Here is a 21,000-nt window from a genome sequence, read left to right on the forward strand (position 1 = left end):
TACCTGATAATGCCCGCATCAGGGCAATCAATCCCTAACCCGAATTAATCTTTGCCCTGAGCCAGCCCTCGATCATCAGCGACAACAACAAAGTCATTGCCGTAATGGGCACGAACAGGCAGAACCAGCGTTGTTCTTGATTCACCATAACGAGAGTATTCCGCCATAATGCCAAGGAACTTCACTTCCGGTGTTAATTCAATTTCTTCCAGACGATTTTCACCCGGAGCAATCTCTTTCAGCTGAATGGTTCCCAACAGGTCACGCCCAAGACGGTCCTCAGCCTGTTCATACAAGGCCAGGAAATCTTCACGCTCAAACTGACGGGCATCTGCGAGTTTAAAAACACGGATAACCAAGGGCGATGGCCGCCCATCATCATCTTTATTTACATCCGTTGTCGCATTGATTTGAAGTTCAGCGAGCGTGTCAAAATCAAGCACCTCACGGCTTGTGCTGCACCCGGCAACCAGCAAAACCAACACAGCTGCAACAAGGGAGCGCCAAATAGAATCAAACACGATAAAACTCCTGTAACAATTTTGTAATAATTCTTCTAATCAGCGCCTTCCAAAGCACTGAAAACTCAACACTGAACATTCAACACTGAAGCTACTGAATATTTCTTACAGAATTAAGTTCCGAAATCTTCTTCTCATAAGCATCAGCAAAAACCTCACCAAACAGCTGGTTATAGGTTTTTTCATTATCCTGCAGAAGCTCATTAAACCAGGACTGATAAGCCTCCCAGTTCTTTGCCTTCTTGTTACTCATAAAACCCTTGCTGGCTTCACGATTAAAACGTGATTCCAGATTCTGCGGCGAGAACTGAGCCATCATAAATTCAAAGGCCGAACGCATAGCGGCGAGCACGGCTATCTGATGATCAGAGATATTATCAAAACTGTCGCGCACAGCTTCCGATGGCGACATAAAGGCACCATTGCTGGCCCCAAACATCATTCCCAAAGCATCCTGAGCTGAAGCTGAAAACTTCAACGGATTATTATCCTGACTCTGAATCATGGTGCGCTCAACGCGCAACTCATTTTTGATGGTGCTGCGAGCACGAAGCAGATCAATTAATCGGGAAGAGGTTTCCCGGATAAACGCACCAGCTTCATCTTCAACAGCCTGCAGTTGCTGCGCACTGGCAGCTTCAACACCCAACCCTCTGGCCAAACCTGGCGAAGGGGCAGCCGTTGCACCTGCAGATTGAGGCACGGGCTCAGGCACCGGGGCAACCGGCTGAGCTTGAGCGACTGGTACTTGTGGCTGAGCTTGTGGTTGAACTAGGGGCTGAGGAGTGGGTACCGGCTGTTGCACCACAGGTTCGGGTTGAAGAGCAACAGGCTCCGGAGCCGGCATTTCAGTTCCTGGTGCCAGCAGTTCATCAAGAGATAAATTATCGAGCGACTGTGAAGGAGCGGGGGTTGGCGGAGGAGTAGGAACAGATACAGGCTGCTGTGCTACCTGAAACTGAGGCTGAGGCTGCACCGGTGGCACGGCTGGTTGTGAAGCGGGCATCACCGGAACCGGCTGTGGCACAACCATGGATTGTTGCTCGGCCGGTGCATGGTCACCGTCGCTCATCCACCAGTCATCAGACGACGTCTGACTACCAGACAGGCTACCTGACTGATTAGCTCCCCAGGGATCAGCCGGCTGTGCAACCTGAGCACTTCCGCCAGACAAGGCCGCCAAAGGATCAAGAATATCTTGAGCACCGACATTAGCAAGGGGATCGACACCTGCTGGTTGAGGAGCAGCATCAATAGCCCCCCAGATATCACCGGGAGCTGCCTTAGGCTGCCCCGGCTCCAGCCAGTCGTCGAACTGAGCACCAGCATCACACCCCTGCGGCTCAGGCTCCATAGCCAGTGAACCGATAGTTGTTTTATCAGAGGAGTCGAGAAAATCAACGCTACCCAGACCATCCGGCAGCTGATTATTACAAATCTGCAAGGTCGATTTAATTTGATAGTGACCGATAGTTATCAGGTCGCCGTCGTTTAGCTTGGATTTATTACCAGCCCCCAACGGGTTATCGGTTCCGTTGATAAAAGTACCATTGGTGCTCTTATCAACAATGAAATAGCCACCATCAGCGTAAACGATATCAGCATGAACGGAGGAGACAATTCGTTCTACATCGGGCAAAGCCCAGCTATTGGAATCAGCACGCCCTATGCTGCCCCCGACATTAGTAAAAACCTTCTTATGTCCGGCCATATTGGTTTCAACGGGGCCGTCTATCACTTCAAGAATAAGTTCTTCTGCCATTCCCGGCTCTTCATTATTAAGGCTAAATTACAGCAAATTCCTTATCACTGCTTTCCCCTTCAATGACAACTCAACATAGACTACAACGGGAAGCTTTACGGATACTATCCCATGAACAACCAGCTTGGCTAGAGATGGATACGCGATGCCATTTTTATCTACATAATTCCGATAAAAAAAACAGGAACTGCGTCATAGTTCTTGTTCATTCATAAAACCGCAATTACAATCCCATACACTACAAAATCAGACCCTTGCCAAAAACAAGCGGAAGTTTGTTTTTCGGCTCATAAAAACAAGACAATCCACAACTGTTATCAAGCGATGTACACGGAATGAGTACCAGCGGTAATGACAAAACAATAGTGGTTCCTCAAGCTGGCAATAGCGAGACGCCAGAAGACAAAACAGTTATTGCTGACACGATTTCTGCTAACACTGGCGGATCAACTTTTATTGATTCGGATAAAACAGTTCTATCCCCATCGATTTCCAATACACCTGTTTCAGCAACTTCACCAAACACTCCGGAACCGCCACAACCCCAACCAAAGCCGACATCTGGCAGCTCGTTAAAACGACTTATCAACAACCGGTTTGAACTGAAAGCGATTCTTGGTTCTGGTGGTATGGGAGCCGTCTATAAAGCTGTTGATCTGCGGAAAGTTGAAGCGAAAGATCGCGATCCTTATGTTGCGATCAAACTGTTGAATGAGGACTTTAAAAAGCACCCCGATGCTTTTGTCTCTCTGCAGCGTGAGTCCCGTAAATCCCAGAGTCTGGCACACCCGAATATTGTGACCGTATATGACTTTGATCGGGACGGCGAAACGGTCTTTATGACCATGGAGTTTATGGAAGGTGATGCACTCGATACGCTGATCCGTAAATCCGCCGGTGCCGGCCTGGAATTTGAGACCGCCTGCCATGTCTTCCGGGACATCTCTGAAGCCCTGGCTTACGCCCACTCCAAAAACACGATTCACTCGGACTTTAAACCCGGCAATATCTTTGTTCTGAACAATGGTAAGGCCAAGGTGTTTGACTTCGGTATTGCCCGGGCGGTGTCGTCAACCGGTGCAGGCATGCCCGCTGATGGTGACAAAACGGTATTCGACGCCGGCAGCTTAAGTGCCCTGACACCAGCCTACGCCAGCTATGAAATGCTGAAGGGGCAGGAGCCATCCACCAGCGATGATGTCTATGCGCTGGCCTGTGTCGCCTATGAGATGTTTACCGGCTCCCATCCGTATAACAAAACACCGGCAGATAAGGCTGCAGAACAGAAGCTAAAACCCAAACGCATCAAGCAGCTCTCCAGCCGCCAATGGCGTGCACTGGAAAAAGCGCTGGCATTCAAAAGCGCAGACCGCACCCAGACCGTTAAAGAGCTGGAAGATGGTTTCTTCGGCAAATCCCGCATTCCGCTCTATGCGGCAGCTGCCGTGCTGGTCGCGACTACAGCGTCTTCACTGTTCTTCCTGCAGGACAACCAGGTAGACGAGGAAGCCTTGCGGGTTGAATTGGAAGAGGAACTGCAAACGGATATCCGCGCCAATGTGGAGCTGGAGCTTAACCAGAAGGCGGCACGGGAGACCCTTCAACAGGCATTGGATAAGCCGCTGAGTGAACAGTGGGATGCTGAGCTGACGACCGCCATTGATGCTTACCAGGCTCTGGCTCCGGAAGATAAAGACAGCATCATTATGGCCAGACAGACGGCCATGTCTCGCTATCTCGATGCCTCATCGGAACAACGTCAGGCCGGCAACCTTGACCAGGCCAGACAACTGCTGGATAACGCCAGTTATTGGCAACAGGATTCAGCCCAACTTGCCGAAGCCGAATCCTTGCTGGCTGATGCCCATCAGGAACTGCTGGCGAAGCAGGAGCAACAACGATTGGCTGCGGAAGCGGAAGCTGAGCGGCTGGCTGAGGCCCGTCGCCAACAACAGCAGGAGCAGGCCCGCCGGGAAAAACTGCGTCGTGAAAAAGCCGCAAGGGAGCAACGGGAGCAGGCGATTGCCAAGGCTGTAGATGATGTTGAAGCGGCCCGTTACTGTTCCAGCAACCTGAGTATCAGCACACTGTCCAGTGCTCTCACCGCACTGAAACAATTGAGTGAATCGCAGTATCAACAGCAACTCACCCCAACCACCAGCAGCGTCAGCCAATGTATCAAGCAGGTTGCAAGACGCAGCCCTGCCACGGCATCAAAGCTGAAAAATGCTGCAACGGCAGCCTTTCCTGGGGCCAACGAGCTGGCGTCTATCAAGATTGATTTTTGCGCCCACCTGCCTGCTGGCTCCGGCAGCAAGGGACGCCGCTATTTCTGTGAAGACAAACTGCTGGGCGGACAACAAAGTCCAACACTGGTTGTCGCCAAGGCTGGCACCCAAAAACTGGCTGTAACCCGCTATGAAATCACGATTGGTGACTACAACCTCTACTGCAAAACCAGTGGGCAATGCTCACCGCTTGCCGGACAGACCTCTCTGCCTGCCAGCAATATCAGTATCGATCAGGCAAAAAGTTACAGTGGCTGGTTGAGTCAGCAGACCGGTTACAGCTATCGCCTGCCCACTTACGACGAGTGGCTGGCGCTGGCCTCTCCTGAACGTAATGGCAGCGACCCGGACAGGAACTGTTTCCTGAAATTTGGTGGCCTGCAGAAAGGCAAAACACTGGTCAGCGCCAAAGCTGGCAAGGCCAACGACAACGGGCTGGTAAACACCGTTGGTAATGTTCAGGAATGGACGACCAGCGGCAATAATTTGATAGCCGCGGGGGGGAGCAGGAAAGACCCTCTGAAGCGTTGTCTGGTAACGACAAAAACAACACACAGTGGTCAGGCGGATGAGGTGACCGGATTCCGCCTGGTCAGAGCGATTCGATAAAAAATAACCAACGCGTACAAGGAACTTACGATCATGTTGAGGGAATCCTGGGCTCATGCCGGCAAGCCGGCAGCAAGTGTTACGCCTGCATCTTCATTCTCGATCAAGCCATTGGCCATGGCCGCTATGATGTTGCCATTCATTACGCTGGGAACAGCCCACGCCGTAGAAGATTATGTACCGGATATAGAGCAGCCGGATATCAGTAAAGAGTTCCAGGAGCGCCGGAAGGAGAGTGATCAGTCTCAGGCAGAGAATGGCCTCAACCTTGAAGAAGACCTGTCCGGTGACCCGCATATTGAAATTCGCACCTTCTCGTTCCGTAACCTGCCGGAATACCCGGAAGCGGGTGTCACACGGGCGGCCATCGAAGAGCTGACCGAAACCCTCCGCCAGAAATATATGCGCGAATCCGAAAAGCTGGGCAGCGGTTTTACCCAGGCCGAGCTGGAAGAGATTGGCGCCCTGCTGCAGGAGAAAGCCGCCAGCAAGAGTACGGCCAACCTGAACCTTCAGGATCTGGCTGATCTGGTGAATGTGGTGAAACGACAGAATGCCCTGCGCGGCATGACTTACACCGATATTGAATCAATCACTCAGGAAGTCACCCAGTTCTACCGAAGCCGTGGATTGCTGCTGGCCAAGGCTTATATCCCACCACAGGAAGTGAGCAACGGTGTTGTCGAGCTGGATATTATTGCCGGTACTCTGGGCGCCGTGACCGTAGCAGGTAACGAGAAGTACAGTGCTGAACGTCTGCAGGAACCCTTTGCCGAGCAAATTGGCGACCTGGTGGATAATGGCAAGATTGAGGAGAGCATTTACCTGCTCAACGATATGCCCGGCCTGAATGTCTTCGGTTTCTTTGAACGAGGAGAGAAACTCGGCGAAACCAATCTGAATCTGCAGGTGCGGGATGAAAAAGCCTGGAACCTCTCGCTCCGCGCCGACAACCACGGTCCGGAATATACCGGTGAGTACCGCCTCTACGGTCAGGGCAACTGGTTGAATCCAACCGGCATTGGCGACCAGCTGACTCTCGGCACTCTGAAATCCTTTAATCCGGAAAACACCCAGCTTTACCAGATCAGCTACAGTTTCCCGATCGCCGGGCCTAACACCCGACTGGAACTGTTCGCGGAAGACAATGATTTCAAAATCACCTCCGACAAAGACGAAAGCATCAATATCCTTGGTATAGAAGGAGCCAACACCACCTATTCCGCAGCACTGATGCATAAGGTGAAACGCTCCCGGGCCCAAAACCTGGCCGTGGGCATGAAACTGGCCGAACGTAAGGTGAAGCGCAAAGCCAAGATCAACAACCTGATTACCGAAGGCGACCATGCCCGCTCCATCGAGCTGATTGCCGAAGGCGATATGCTTGGCACCAGCATTCGTACCCTGAATATGGGACGCCTGTCGTTACAGTACGGCAAGTTCCGCAACGATACCCCGAAGGATCGTGGGGATGATTACTACAAGGTGGCACTGGACACCAACTCACTGTTCTTTATCCCGCTGCCTTTCGAGAGCGAATCCCGCCTGATTCTGAAATCCAAGCTGCGTTACAGCGAAAGCGGCCTGCCCTCCTTTGAGCAGATGTCTCTTGGCGGCGCCAACAGTGTGCGAGCCTTTACCGTTAATGACTTCTCTGCGGATACCGGCGCTTACCTTGGTGCGGAGATGTACTTTGATGTACCGGAAAAACTCGACTTCGACATTCGTGACGGTCAACGGGTCAGCGATATTCTTCAATACGCCGTGTTCCTGGATGGAGCCTACGGTAACGAGAACAGCTATCGCCAGAACCCGGGTGACCTGAAGGTCGCCGATCCCTGGGCTCATCTGGCTGGTGCAGGTTTCCTGATGCGCCTGAACTGGATGGATCAGGTGTCATCAACGATCACCATTGCTCGACCACTGTCTCATAAATCCGGCAGTGGCATTGTGGGCGATGATGCCAAGAGCTGGCAGACCTATGTGGATCTGACGCTCCGCCTGGACTGATCACCGATTGCGAACCAAATACCTAGAACACGCTAAAAAAACAATTTGCAGGGACAGCGCAATGAATAGCAACAAAGAACTGTCGATAGTCACTCAAAGCGAAACCGGTCACCTCTCGCCACTGGCAAAGGCGGTTATTCACCACCGCCTCGGTCTGGCCAACACCCTTGTTCCCATGATGTTGATGGGTTCTGCCCTACCCGCCTTCGCGGGCCCGGAGGGTGGCACCATTGTGGCAGGTGCCGGTGAGATTTCCGTCAGCGATAAAACAACCACCATCGATCAGGACAGCAGTAAGCTGGCGATCGACTGGAGCAGTTTTAATGTTGCCGAAGATGAGCGTGTTCAGTTTCTGCAGCCCTCGGCCTCAGCGTTGGTACTGAACCGGATTCTGGATGAAAACCCCAGCCTGATTCATGGACAGATAGACGCCAATGGTCACGTACTGCTGATCAACCCTCGGGGCCTGCTGTTCTCGGAAACCTCCAGCGTCAACGTAAACAGCATCACCGCATCGGGTCTGGATATAGATCCTGATGACTTTATGAATGGAAACCTGGCCTTTAAAGCCAACGAAGGCGATGCCGGTTTTGTTATCAACCGTGGTGTTATCAATGCGGCCAGTGGTGCTGTGTTGCAGGGTAACCATGTAGAGAATGCTGCTGGCGGTCTGATCGCAGCGGATATGGTTTCTCTAGCAGCTGGTTCCGAAACGGTGCTGACCTTTGATGCCGACAAACTGATCGGTATTAAAGTCACCAAAGAGGTGCTGGAGAACCAGCTGGGTGTCGATAGTGCCCTGCTCAATGAAGGCACCATTGAAGCCGGTGAAGTGCTGCTGACTGCCAAGGTGGCCAAAGGTCTTTTTGATAATGCAGTAAACAATACCGGTGTTGTTGAAGCGAAAGGGATTGATACCAGCGGCGGCACCATCCGTCTGGGCGGTTCCGGTGGTGATATCAGCGATGTTGTGAATACGGGAACTGTCGATGCCTCTGCCACTGGCAATGGTTCACAAGGTGGCAAGGTTCAGATTGAAGGTGACACCATCGCCCTGAAAGGCAATGCCCGGATTATTGCTTCCGGTGAAAACGGCGGCGGTATTGTGCTGATTGGTGGTGATTATCAGGGCAAGAACCCTGCTATCCAAAATGCCCGGGATGTTGTTGTTGAGGCAGACGTAAAGATTGATGCCAGCGCAACGGATAATGGCGATGGTGGCAAAGTTATTGTCTGGTCTGATGAGACGGCCACCTTTGCCGGTGAGATTACCGCCCGTGGTGGTGAGAATGGTGGTAATGGTGGGTTTGTTGAAACTTCTGGCAAACAGACCTTGAAAGCCAATGGCAAGGTCGATGTTGGTGCAAACAACGGGGCTAACGGCGAATGGCTGCTGGACCCTATTAATATCACGATTACCGACACTGGGGGCGACTATGATGCAGATCCTGTTGAAAGTACGATTTCAGCCTCTTCATTGCAGGATGCGTTATTTAACGGTGGTGATGTTACTCTAAGAACGAGCGCAGATCCTTCCGATGGTCGAACATTTCCAGATCCAGGAGAGGCTGGAAATATAACCATTGATGCAGCATTAAACCCGAGCATTATTGCATTTCAAACCTCAACCCTCACCTTGATTGCTGATAACAATATCTACGTCAATAACAATCTGACAAGTCGTGATGCGGGTGATTTCGCATTCAATTTCACCGCCACTAACAATGTTTATATAAAAGAAGATGTCACTATCGATACACACGGTGGCAGCTTTACATCCTTATCCAAGGGCTTTTACAACCTAGGTTCAATAGACCTAAAGGGCCTCGAGCTGGATACTGGCTCATATAACGTAACTATTGGATATGGCGACACCGATGGTTCTGGATATATCGGCTCCTATACCAATGCATCGTCAACAAGCTTTAATGGGAGCTCCGCCGGTCAGCAATACTTTATCTATAACGCAGATGCCAACATTGATTTAAGCAGTGGCCTATCTGTTAATGGAACAGTTCTCGAAGACGCTGAAGGTGTGATCTTTGGCAATGTCACGTTCAACGATGTCACCAAACTGCACTCCCTCGCAATCTCACAAGTTGGCACACTGACCGGCTCGGATGCCAGCGGTGAATATGCTCTTGGTCTGCGAGATGTCGAAGGTGGAGACCGAAGCTATGTGGGCTACAGAGGTTATGAGTTTTACGGTCTTAGCACAGTCACTGCAGGTGTGGACCCAACCAACACCCTTACCGGAACGAACAACAATAACTCTTTCGGCCTGAACGGCAACAGTCGTGAATTTGTTGCTCAAGGCACGGTCTTCAAAAACTTCGACAGTGTTGATGCCAGTGGCGGTGATAACATCATTACCGGCTCGTCAAATCAGGACGCCTTTGTTCTGAATGGCAGCAGTGACAGCATTACCGCCAACGATATTCTCTTTACCTCCGTAAATAACACCATTACCACAAATGGTGGTAATGACGCGCTCACCGGAACCAGTGCTGATGAGACCTTCAATATTCAGAGTGGCAATAAGGTCATTACTGGAGACTGGACGTTTACCCAGATTGGTTCCATTGATGGTGGCGAAGGTCCAGGCGATTTCGGTAATGGCTATGATCGTATTACCGACAGCACAGACAGTGACTGGAGCACTGCGGATACCGCCAAACAGGCTACCTCTGCCAACGGTATAACCGTCTCCAATATCGACTACATTGCTGCCGTGAGTCGTCTTTCATCCACATCCGCCCTGGACCAAACCATCACCTATCGCGGAAGCCGGGATATGGAGCTGATGGGTATTCGCTTCTCTGGGCCGGATAGATTCTTAGCCGCAACGAATGATCGTACAGACACTGTTGTTGATCTAACCACTGACAGCTCCTGGGGTTTCTCTGACGACGGTTTCCTGAGAAAAGACGGCAATATTCTGGAGGGCATTGATGTACTGCAAACCTCCCAGAGTGTGACCAACACTGGAACAGAGCGCGATGTGACCATCAACGGCGATAGCCTGACCATTGGCGATCTTGAGGTTATTGGTGATGGCGCTTACTACGGCTCAGGGGATGATAATGTTACAGATTCGCTAAACAACGACTGGACCATCACTGGCCTTAATGCCGCATCCAGTGGCCCCTCTGACGATGTCCGCAACTTCAACGGTATAGACAGCGTTCTTACCACGGGAACCGTCACCGGGCTGGATAATGCCGTCTGGGGACTGGGCAGTGTGACCGATGCCCTCAATAACATAACCTATAACGCCAGCAGTTCTGGAATCACCTTTAGCGGTATCACTCAAGTTCTTGATACTGCAAACAGTGCCAGCACAATCACCCTGAGAAATCTTACCGAAGCAGAGCAAACAGTAGATGTCCAAAGTGCCGGGTTCACGATTCAGGGCATTTTCTTTGAGGGTGTCAGCCAATATGAGGGCTTCGGCCCTGATATTATCGATGATGCGGTTGGCGGTACTTATAACGTCCTTGATACTAATGCTGCCAGAAATAATAGCCGGGGCATCGGCTACACCGGGATCAGCCAGGTTAACACTTCAGGTGGCTGGATCGTAAATGCCTCTGGCAAAGATCAGGATGTGACCCTTGGCACGCAACAAAACGGCGCAGACACTCTGAATACGCTGTCGATAGAGAATATTACCTTTGTCGGGAATGGTCGCTATCAGGGCAGTGCCGATCATAATGACAATATCATCGATAATACCGGTCGAGACTGGTCAATCGATGGTACCGCCAACAAAGCACTTCATGACTTTGGTGATACACAGGGTTCTTCTACAACCACCACCCGCCAGTTCACTGAGATTGATTCTGTTGCCACCAACGGCGAGGTGAATGAAGCCTCAACAACAAACTGGATCAGTGATAGTGCCAACTCCGCACAGGCTGATGGCATTTCCTTCAGTAGCAGGGCCCCTGATAACTCACTGATCGTGAATACCACTGGTCGTATCAGCTCCAGTCTCACTTCCAATCAGGTCGTTAAAGCAAAACAGAACAGCCTGGAAATCAATAAGGTTGATTTTGTTGGCGCCACTCACTTTGATGGTGATAGCACTCGCAATGATGCCGTTGTTGACGAGGCGGGTTCGGACTGGACAACGAATGAAACCTCCAAAGAGACCAGCAATGATTATCATGGCTTTACCGGTATCTCCCGGGTATTGACCAATAATCGTGTTTCTTCACTCTCCAGCAATAATCAATCCATTAGCGTTGATGCTGATAGCCTGACGATCAAAGACGTCCAGTTTGTCGGTGCCAATGGCTTTGATGGCTCCGACTCCCGTACAGATGCAATTGCCGGCGATGGCACTGTCGATTGGATTACTGGTGATACCAACAACTCGGTCACCACGGGTGAAGCCGATAACGCAGACCGTCGCAGCTTTACCAATATCGATTCCGTAACCGGGGCGGGCCGTATATCCTCCAGCACCAATAACTCCCTGTCTATTACGGCTACCGGAAATACACTACGCCTTGCAGCTATCGACTTTATTAATGCCAGTGGTTTTGATGGCCGAGCAGCTCGCAATGAAACCGTTATTGATAGTGACGGTAATGCCTGGCAGATCAGTGTTGATGGTTTGGTCCGTGCTCTGACGGGAAATGCCCCCCAGACCTTTACCAATATTAATAATGTTCAAGGTGCCGGATCAGTAGAGAATGCCAGTGATGCAGGTGCCACTGTTATCCTGAACGACAATGGCATTACCGCAGCCGGCATTGGCTTCCTGAACAGTTTTGTCTACAAAGGTTCGGCCACGCAGGCAGATCTGGTCACGGAAACGGCAAGCGGTCAGGATGGCCGCACCTGGTCTGTTGATGGCACACAGTCTCTGTCTAACGGGCAACATACCCTGACTCTGGTGGACTTGCTGCGTACCACCAGCGCTGTCGAAGAGATCAATGCCTTTGCTGATAACTGGCGCACCTCTGACGACAACACAGTGATTGGTGCGGGGATGACCTTTGTCGATATTGATCAGGTTACCCTGAATAGCAATGGCACCGCTGGCAATATCAGCTCTTCATCAACAACAGCCGCTCAAGATATTGAAGTCAAAGCCAATGCCCTGAAGCTGGCTGCTATCGACTTTATCAATGCCACCGGCTACACCGGCAACGCCAGCCGTGGGGACACCGTTACTGACACCACAAACAGTGATTGGAGCACAACGGGTACCGCCAACCAGGCCAACAGCAGTGGTCGTCTGTTTACCGGTATTACTGAAGTTGAAACCTCTGGTCGCATAAGCTCCAGTGCCGCCAATGCGCAGTCACAGCAGGTTATTGCCGACAGCGACAGTCTGGAAACCAATGGTATTGATTTTGTCGGTGCCGATGGTTTTGATGGCGAAGTGACCCGTGGCGATACCATTGTCGATTCCAGCAATCGCGACTGGGCCGTAACCGCCAATAACAATGCCACCCGTGATCCGGATAATACCGCGCAAACCTTTACCGGTATTTCCGGTGTAACAACAACAGGCGACACCCGCAATACAACGGATGCCGATCAGGATGTGGTTCTTGGAGCGAATAGCGTTGCGTTTGCCGGCATTACCTTTGAGAACAGCGGCGATTACATTGGCAGCTCCAGCCATGAAGATAATATTGACGATCAGAGCAATCGCGCCTGGGGAATCCTCGGTGAGAAGGCGGCTGCACAAAACCCTGGTCTGAGCGAACGCCGGTTCACTCATGTGGACTCCGTTACCACCAATGGCCTGATTTCCAACCAGACCGGAAGCGATCTGACCGTCTCCATCACCCGTGGCGTAAGCAACACCCTGAGCGCAGAACAGATCCTGTTTAGCGATATCAGTGGTTACGTTGGCGATATTAATCATACAGATACAGTCAATGGCTCACTGGGTTCCAACTGGTATCTGACCGGGCTGAACAGCTTGAACGACAGAGAGGCAGGTAATGGCTTCAGTCTTCAGAATGTCGATATTGTCAGTGGCGGCGTGACCAGCATTCAAAACTCAGGTGCGGGTAATAATGTCAACGCAACACTTCGGGCTGATAACCAATTAGATGTCGGTGGCATTCTGTTTTCAGAGGCTACCAGCTATACCGGCAACAATACCGATAATGTGTTTGATAATCGCAATGTTGACTGGAAAATCACCGGCCAGTACGGAGCCAAAACAGGAGAAGGAAGCGGTAGCCCCGTCTTCACCTTTGCAGACATCGATAGTGTGACCACGGCAGCGAATGTCTCTGGTCGTGCAGAAAATAGTGCCTGGTCCGTTACCGATAATCTGTCTGCAGCCAGTGATGGCATTGTCTTCAACTTCACACACCCTCTTGGCATCAAACCCCAGATCAGCAATGTCGGCGTGATTAGTAACGGCTTCTCTAATGGCCTGGATGTCACATTAAACGACGATGCGAATAATTCGGTCTCTGTGGCCAGCATGCAGTTTAATGGTGCCACCGGCTATACCGGCCACAGCACGCGTACTGATTCCGTAACCGATGCTCGTGCTCGCAACTGGACACTGACGGATTACGATTCAGTGACCGGTGATAGCGAACTGACTCTGGACAGCACCGAAGCCGGCGCGCCCTTCGTTATCAGCAATATTGGTGAATTTACCGGTCTCGACACCATTACCAACACTGATGTAGAGAATATGCTGGTTGAGATCAGCAGCACCGGCACCCTCTCGGCAGCGGGCATTCTCTTTAATAATGCCGCCACTTACAGCGGTTCCGGTACCGATAATGTTGTTGATGGTTATAACCAGAACTGGAGCGTTACCGGAGAAAAGAGTGCAACGGCAGGCAGCCTGAGCTTTAGCGGTATCGACAGTGTCAGCACCGGCAATAATATCGCCGGGCTGGCGAATGACAGCACCTGGTCGATCACCGGTACCCGGACAGCTGTGAGTAATGCCATCGCATTCTCACTGACCGATGCGGACTCCACCATCAGCAATGTTGGTTCAATCACCAACGACTCTGGTGATGGTCTGGATATCACCCGTAACAACGACAACAGCCTTACGATCACAGACATCAACTTTATCGGCGCAACGTCCTATCAGGGGCATGATAAAACCGCACCGAACGAGCGTGATGACAAAATCACCGATCGACACAATGAGGCCTGGACGATCGAAGGCAACGGTGAACTGGCCAGTGCCGGTGTGAGCTTTGAGAAGATTGATGCTGTTCAAACCTCTAGTGAGATCAACAGTATTGTTGGCGCGGGCTGGGTCGTTACCCGTGACAATGCCACACCGATAGCCACTAGCAGCGAGATTGCCTTTACCGGCATATCTCAGGTCAATAATGTCGGCAGGCTCACTAACAGCACGGGTTCCAGCCAGACCGTGACCATTACAGGTAATAATGATTTAAGCCTGCTGGATATTACTTTTGGTCGCGCCAATGCCTATACCGGACACCAGACCGCTACCGGTGGTGATACTGTCACTGACGAGACCAACAGTGGCTGGCTGGTCGAGAATGATCGCATTGCTACCCAACAGGGAGCGAACCGAACGTTCACAAATATTGCCGAAGTCGACACCACAGGCCGTGTTATCAATAATACGGCAACAGGCCAGACGGTCACCCTTGAAGATACCCAGCTTTCCGTCAGCAACATCACATTTGATGGCAGTAAATCTTACACAGGCAAAGCCGGTGCGGTTGAACATGTTATTGATCAAACAACGACATCTGGTCTCTGGGAAGCGCAAGGAAGCAGCAACGCACGTACCAATACTCACCAGCTTCGTGATGTAGACAGCATCCAGACGACACGGGGCGTCATTAATGCTCAGGTAACCCCAGATGCAGAAACTGTCACGCTGGACGACGATAGCCTGACAGTTGCCGGTATTGATTACCAGGGCTCAACGTCCTACATCGGTGACGGTGATCATGTTGTTGACCAGACCACGGAATCAACTGCATGGGAGGTTTCTAACACTCAGGCCGTAAGTAAGGCTCGCGACAGCCAAACCGGTTACACCCTGACCGGCATCACAAGTGTTGAGACCGATAAACATATCATCAATGCAACAATCGGTAGTCAGGATGTTACTCTCGATGACGACAGCCTTGAAATTGCCGGCATTGATTTCCAGGGTGCCAATACCCGTTATACCGGCAGCAATGATGGCGACAACCTGACCGACAGCACCACCGGAACGGATAGCTGGTCCATCGATGGCGAGCGCACTGTCAGCAAGGCAGGACAAACGCTCTCAGGTATCAAGCAGCTGGATACTGCAAAGAATATTAACGATAGCGGTAACAGCGATTGGACCATCACCGGGACCAAAGCGGCCTCCAGTGCTACCCACGGTCTGGCTGTAGACGGCACCTCTCAAATCACCACATCCGGCCTGGTCACTAATGGTTCAAACAGTGGACAGAATGTGCTGCTGGAAGATGACCAGCTGACGGCTGCGGGAATACTCTTTGACGGCAGCACCGATTACACCGGTCGTGTCGGCGATGGAGATGTGGTGAATGACCAGACTTCCGGCACCGGCAACTGGCTGGTACAGGGTTCTGGTGCTGCGACCAAGGACGACCACAACCTACGCAACGTTGAAACTGTACAAACCGATAATGCCGTGACCAATGCCAGTGGTAATGATGCCATTGTTGGCCTGGAAGCTGATGGTCTGCACATTGCCGATATGGTCTTCACCGGGGCCAGCGGTTATGTCGGTGACGAAAACGCCTCCGACAGTGTGACCGATGCCCTTGGCCGTAACTGGTATCTGCTGGGCAACAATCGTCTGAATGCGGAGAGTGATGGCAGCGGCTTTGATCTGAGTAATATTGATGCCTTCACCGGTCTGGACTCCATCCAGAACCAGACAGCCAATCAGAATGTTGTGGTGGGTACAGCTGATAACGCCACCACTATTACGGCAAGCAATATCCTGTTTAATGGTGCCAGCAGCTACAGCGGCTCCGGTTCAGACAATATTACTGACAACCGCACTCAGCTGCAGAACTGGCAGATCACAGATGCAAACGACCTGCAAACAGATGCGATTACCTTTATGGGTATCGACAGTGTTGCCACACCAGCTGATGTTGTGAGTAATACCGCTAACAATAACTGGTCGGTGACCGGTAACCGTGCAGCCAGCAGCAACGGTATTGCCTTCAGCTTTGCCGATGCGGATACCACCATCTCCCAGACAGGGCTGGTTGCTAACAGTACCGGCAATGGTCAGGACCTGACTATCAAAACTGATGGCAGCCTGCAGTTTGCAGATATCAGCTTCTCCGGAGCCTCTGGCTATCAAGGCCATGCCGATGCATCACAAGGTGAAGATACCGTTACCGACGAGCGCAACAGCGTTTGGACAGTGACCGGCACCAAGGCGCTGACCAGCGGTGGCCAGAGCTTTACCAATATTGATGCGGTAGACACCTCAGCTGCGATCACCAGCACAGGCTCTGCAGACTGGACCGTGAGCGTAGAAGGTACTGACACCGTTGCGACCAGTAATCAGATTGCCTTCTCTGGTATCAGCACTGTCAGCAATGTGGGTTCTCTGACCAACAGCACCGGCGTAGCCCAAGACGTCACCATCAAGCAGACCACCAAGGCGCTGGAGTTGATGGGGATTACCTTTGGTGATGCCACCTCATACACCGGTCTGGGCGACCAGATCACCGATGAGAACAACAGCAACTGGCAAACCGATAGCGACCGTCAGGCCACCGAGCTGGGCGAAGACCGTCAGTTCACCAATATTACCCGGGTAGCAACCACAGGCTCCGTTACCAATGCCACGGGGGCAGGTAAGGACGTTACTCTGCAGGATAACGCCCTGAGCACCAGCGAAATCACCTTTGCCGGCAGCACAGACTATATCGGTGATGCCGGAGCCGGCGATCATGTCATTGATCAAACCACCGGCACAGGTAACTGGCAGGCCAAGGGCACCGGCAAAGCCGAGTATTCCAGTCATCAGCTCAGTAATGTTGAGAGCGTGGCAACCGATCGAGGTGTAACCAACGCAACCAATATCGAAGCCGCCGAAACTGTCATTCTGGACGACGACAGCCTGACAGTGGCCGGTATTGATTTCCAGGGTTCCACCTCTTACACCGGTGACGGTGATATTGTTGATGATCAGACGACCGAAGCTTCCCCATGGCGCGTGACCGACAGCAATGCGGTCAGCAAGGCACGGGCGGCGCTGACTGAGTACCTGCTCACCAATATCAATGCCGTACAGACTGACAAGGCCATTGAGAATCAGACCGGAAACAGCCAGCGTGTGACTCTGGACGACGACAGCCTGATGTTGGCCGGCGTAGATTTCCAGGGCGCTAACGCAAGCTATACCGGCGATGCCAGTGGCGACACTCTGGTGGATAACACGACGGGCACAGAAGTCTGGTCCATTGACAGTGCACAGGCCATCAGCAGAAACAGCCAGAGCCTGACCGGTATCAGCCGTTTGGAAACCGGTAAAGCTATTACCGAAGCCAGCACCAGCGACTGGTCTGTTCTGGATAACGGTGTCGCCTTTGGTACGGCTCACCAGCTGACTGTTGATGGCAGCAATACCATCAACACCACTGGTGCAGTGACCAATGCCACCGCAACGGGTCAGAATGTAACGCTGGAAGATGATCAGCTGACCGTAGCGGGTATCCGTTTCGATGGCAGTACCGATTACACCGGCCGCGCTGGTGATGGCGACGTTGTTAACGACCAGACCACCGGCAGTGGTAACTGGCTGGCGAAAGGCGACGGCGAAGCCCATAAAGGCACTCACGAGCTGCGCAATATCGAGACGCTGGTTACCTCCCAAGGCGTCACTAACGACACTGGTTCCGCGCAGGCTGTTACTCTTTCTGACAGCGGGCTGAACCTTGCTGGTGTCGATTATCAGGGTTCCCAGTCCTTTACCGGCAACGGGGATACCGTCACCGACAACACCTCGGATGATCTGAGCTGGCAGCTTCAGGCAGACAGCAGTGGCATCAAGACCGTTAAAGGTGATGTGGAGATGACCAATGTCGCCAAGGTCATTACCGATAATGCTCTTGAAAATGCCACCGACGCTTCTCAAAGCGTGACACTGGATGACGACAGCATTGCCGTTGCAGGTATCGACTTTGAAGGAAGCCGCAGCTACACCGGACAGCAGGATAGTGTCGTTGATGGTACCAGCGGCAACGATAGCTGGCTGGTGCGGGGGGCTGGCGCCACAGATAAAGGTGAGTATGCGCTGAGCGGCATTGCCAGTATGGCCACCTCCAAAGGTGTACAGAACAGCACCGGCACCCGCCAGACGGTGACCCAGTCCGGCGATAGCCTGACCGTTGCGGATATCGAGTATCAGGGTACCACTGTCTACACCGGCGACAGCGCCCTGCAGGATAGCGTGAACTCTGACAAGGATGCCTGGCAGCTGTACGCAGAAAACAATACAGCTTCCAGCACCAACGACCAGAGCCAGACCGTCACCTTCAACAATGTGGGTACCGTCAATACCGCAGGCAACGGCGCTCTCCAGGGCACCGACGCCAATGAGACCTTTGTGATCTCCGCTGATAATACGGTCGCAACCAAAGGTATGACCTTTACCGGTATTACCGCGCTGGATGCCGGTGAGAATACCGCCGGCAATGATCAGGATACGGTCGAAGGCCTTGGCCAGACCTGGACCCTGACCGGCCAGGAGAACGAAGTCAGCGCCGCCGGCATTGTTACCAGCAATATTGAACTGGTCAGCGATACCGGCACAGGTGACCAACAGGGTCGTGTCGTAGGTACCTCCGGCGATGATGAGTTTGACCTGAATGCCAACGAATCCCCGAACTCGCTGATTGCCAATGGCATCCTGTTCTCGGGTATTGGTGATTTGAATGGCAACGGCTCGCTGGGTAAGGATATTGTTTCCAATGAGAATGCTATCTGGAAACTGTTGTCTGACTCCAAGGCCATTCTGACCAACGGCATTACCATCACCAATATCAACTCCATCCAGGATGGTGGTGAAGGTACTGTTGAAGGCACAGATGCACCGGATACCTTTACCCTGACCGGCAGTGACAGCTTTATTGCCAAGGAGATCCAGTTCAGCGGTATCAACACCATCACCGGACAGGGCGATGATATTGCCGAAGCCGGTGATAATGCCGCTATCAACTGGCAGCTGACCGGCAATAATGCCTTCTCGGTAGGGGCCATGGGCTTTAATGGCTTTAGTAATATTAACGACAATGGCCTTGGACAGCTGGTTGGCTCCGCTGGAGCAGACAGCTTCAATATTGCCGATGAAAATGCCCTTTCCACACTGGGCATGAATGTGACCGGTATCCGCATGATTCTGGCGGGTGACGGTGCCGACCAGGTGCTGGGCAATAATCAGGCCTGGGCGCTGGGTGATACTGCGGATAACGAAGTTGAAGTGGCAGGTATGACCTTTATGAACCTGGAAGCTGTCTCTGACACCAGCGGTAATGGTTCCTTCATCGGCAGTAACCGTGCAGATACCATTACCTGGCAAGGCGCTGGTAACCTGAACAGCCGCGGTGTGAACTTTACCGGTGTGACCAGCCTTGATGGTGGAGACGGCAACGATACGGTGTATATCGATGGTGAAGTGAACTCACTGGTCACCCTCACCGGCGGTAATGGTGATGGTGATCTGTTGGTGAACCGTACTCCGATTGACGGTGATGTGCTGGGCTGGAATCTCCAGCGCACAACATCGACTCTCGGCGGACAAGGCTTCACCAGCTTTGAGCGCCTGAGCCATGAGTTGGATACTATCTCCCTGATCACCAACTCCAACATCACGCTGTCAGCAAATCTGATCGAGACACCAGACTCTCTCAATACCTCTATTGAAACCGGTGCTGTTCCTCAGTTTGCCAATATGGATCTGAGCACCGAGGGTGGTATAAACGGTTTTGTGAAGTCTGACAAAGTGAACTTTGGCGCGGCTGGGCCTGTGGGGATAACGGCTAACAATACTCTCACTGTCGATGACATCATCAGTGGCGGTGGTGTGACTGTCGATGTCGATGGTGGTGACCTGGTTATCAACGGCATCGTTTCTGCGGGTGGCAGTGGTGAGGTCATTCTGACTGCCAGCGATAACCTGTTGGCCGATGGCGATGGTGTCCATATCAAAGCCCGTGACATTAGCCTCACTGCTGGCCAGACTGTGGGTTCTCAGGAACTGCAGTTCCTGATTGATTCCGAAGCCGGCGGTACTGTGGATATCGTAGCCAACCAGTATGTGTCGCCATTGTTTACTGATGCCGAAGCAGAAGTCTCCACCATTGGTGAGCGTCTGCTGTCAGTATCGGAAGCTGTAGCACTGTCCGGGTTCCGTAGCTCCTCCCAGCAGCTGGTTAACCAGCTGGGCAATGTTGACCCTGCGATCTTCACCGAGATCAGCAGCTTCAGCGTAGCGGAGAACAGCGCCGGCGAGCCGCAGGTCGGTGACTTTATGCTGGTAGAGAATGGCAACACCACGATCGAAGGTCTGCCTGTTGAGGCGACGGCCGGTGGTGAAGGCTTTGATGACAATATCTCATGCACCAGTGCTGATATTGAAAACGGAGCGGATTGCTCAACCAGCGGACAATAATTAAGCCCATAAAAAAGGCCGGTTAACTGAATAAGTTATGAAGTGACCCCATAAAGTTGGACACTTTGGTTAAGCGGCTTGCAAGGCCTGACTTCGGCACTCCGCCGGCGTCAGGCCTTTTAGTTTCACCTTGATACGTCGCGTATTGTAATACGTGATGTATTC

6 protein-coding genes are annotated in these 21,000 nt (G+C 52.1%); 3 read left to right on the forward strand and 3 right to left on the reverse strand.

Annotation, left to right across the window (positions count from 1 at the left end; translation table 11 throughout):
• Positions 1-44: 44 nt before the first annotated feature.
• Complete coding sequence (gene tssJ, locus EHSB41UT_RS22440) at positions 45-521, reverse strand: type VI secretion system lipoprotein TssJ (protein WP_165767376.1); 477 nt, start codon at positions 519-521, stop codon at positions 45-47.
• A 91-nt stretch (positions 522-612) separates the two neighbouring features.
• Entirely contained in the window at positions 613-2,283 is a 1,671-nt protein-coding gene (gene tagH, locus EHSB41UT_RS22445; protein ID WP_087113106.1) for a type VI secretion system-associated FHA domain protein TagH, read from the reverse strand.
• 335 nt (positions 2,284-2,618) lie between these two features.
• On the opposite strand from tagH, the gene EHSB41UT_RS22450 reads away from it, so the two are divergent.
• The 3 genes from EHSB41UT_RS22450 to EHSB41UT_RS22460 all read left to right on the forward strand — a co-directional run bounded on the left by EHSB41UT_RS22450 (position 2,619) and on the right by EHSB41UT_RS22460 (position 20,835).
• Complete coding sequence (locus tag EHSB41UT_RS22450; RefSeq protein WP_087113107.1) at positions 2,619-5,180, forward strand: bifunctional serine/threonine-protein kinase/formylglycine-generating enzyme family protein; 2,562 nt, start codon at positions 2,619-2,621, stop codon at positions 5,178-5,180.
• A gap of 33 nt (positions 5,181-5,213) precedes the next feature.
• Positions 5,214-7,190 carry a ShlB/FhaC/HecB family hemolysin secretion/activation protein gene (locus EHSB41UT_RS22455; RefSeq protein WP_087113108.1) on the forward strand — a complete coding sequence of 659 codons (1,977 nt, stop codon included), beginning with the start codon at positions 5,214-5,216 and terminating at the stop codon, positions 7,188-7,190.
• A 61-nt stretch (positions 7,191-7,251) separates the two neighbouring features.
• Positions 7,252-20,835, forward strand: a complete 13,584-nt coding sequence (locus EHSB41UT_RS22460) for a filamentous hemagglutinin N-terminal domain-containing protein (protein WP_087113109.1) — start codon at positions 7,252-7,254, stop codon at positions 20,833-20,835.
• 69 nt (positions 20,836-20,904) lie between these two features.
• Here EHSB41UT_RS22460 and EHSB41UT_RS22465 read toward each other — a convergent pair.
• Positions 20,905-21,000, reverse strand: a 96-nt coding sequence (locus EHSB41UT_RS22465; protein ID WP_165767133.1) for an IS3 family transposase, incomplete at its 5' end; no start/stop codon positions are given.

It is taken from the genome of Parendozoicomonas haliclonae (genome assembly GCF_900174585.1).
GTDB classification, from domain to species: domain Bacteria; phylum Pseudomonadota; class Gammaproteobacteria; order Pseudomonadales; family Endozoicomonadaceae; genus Sansalvadorimonas; species Sansalvadorimonas haliclonae.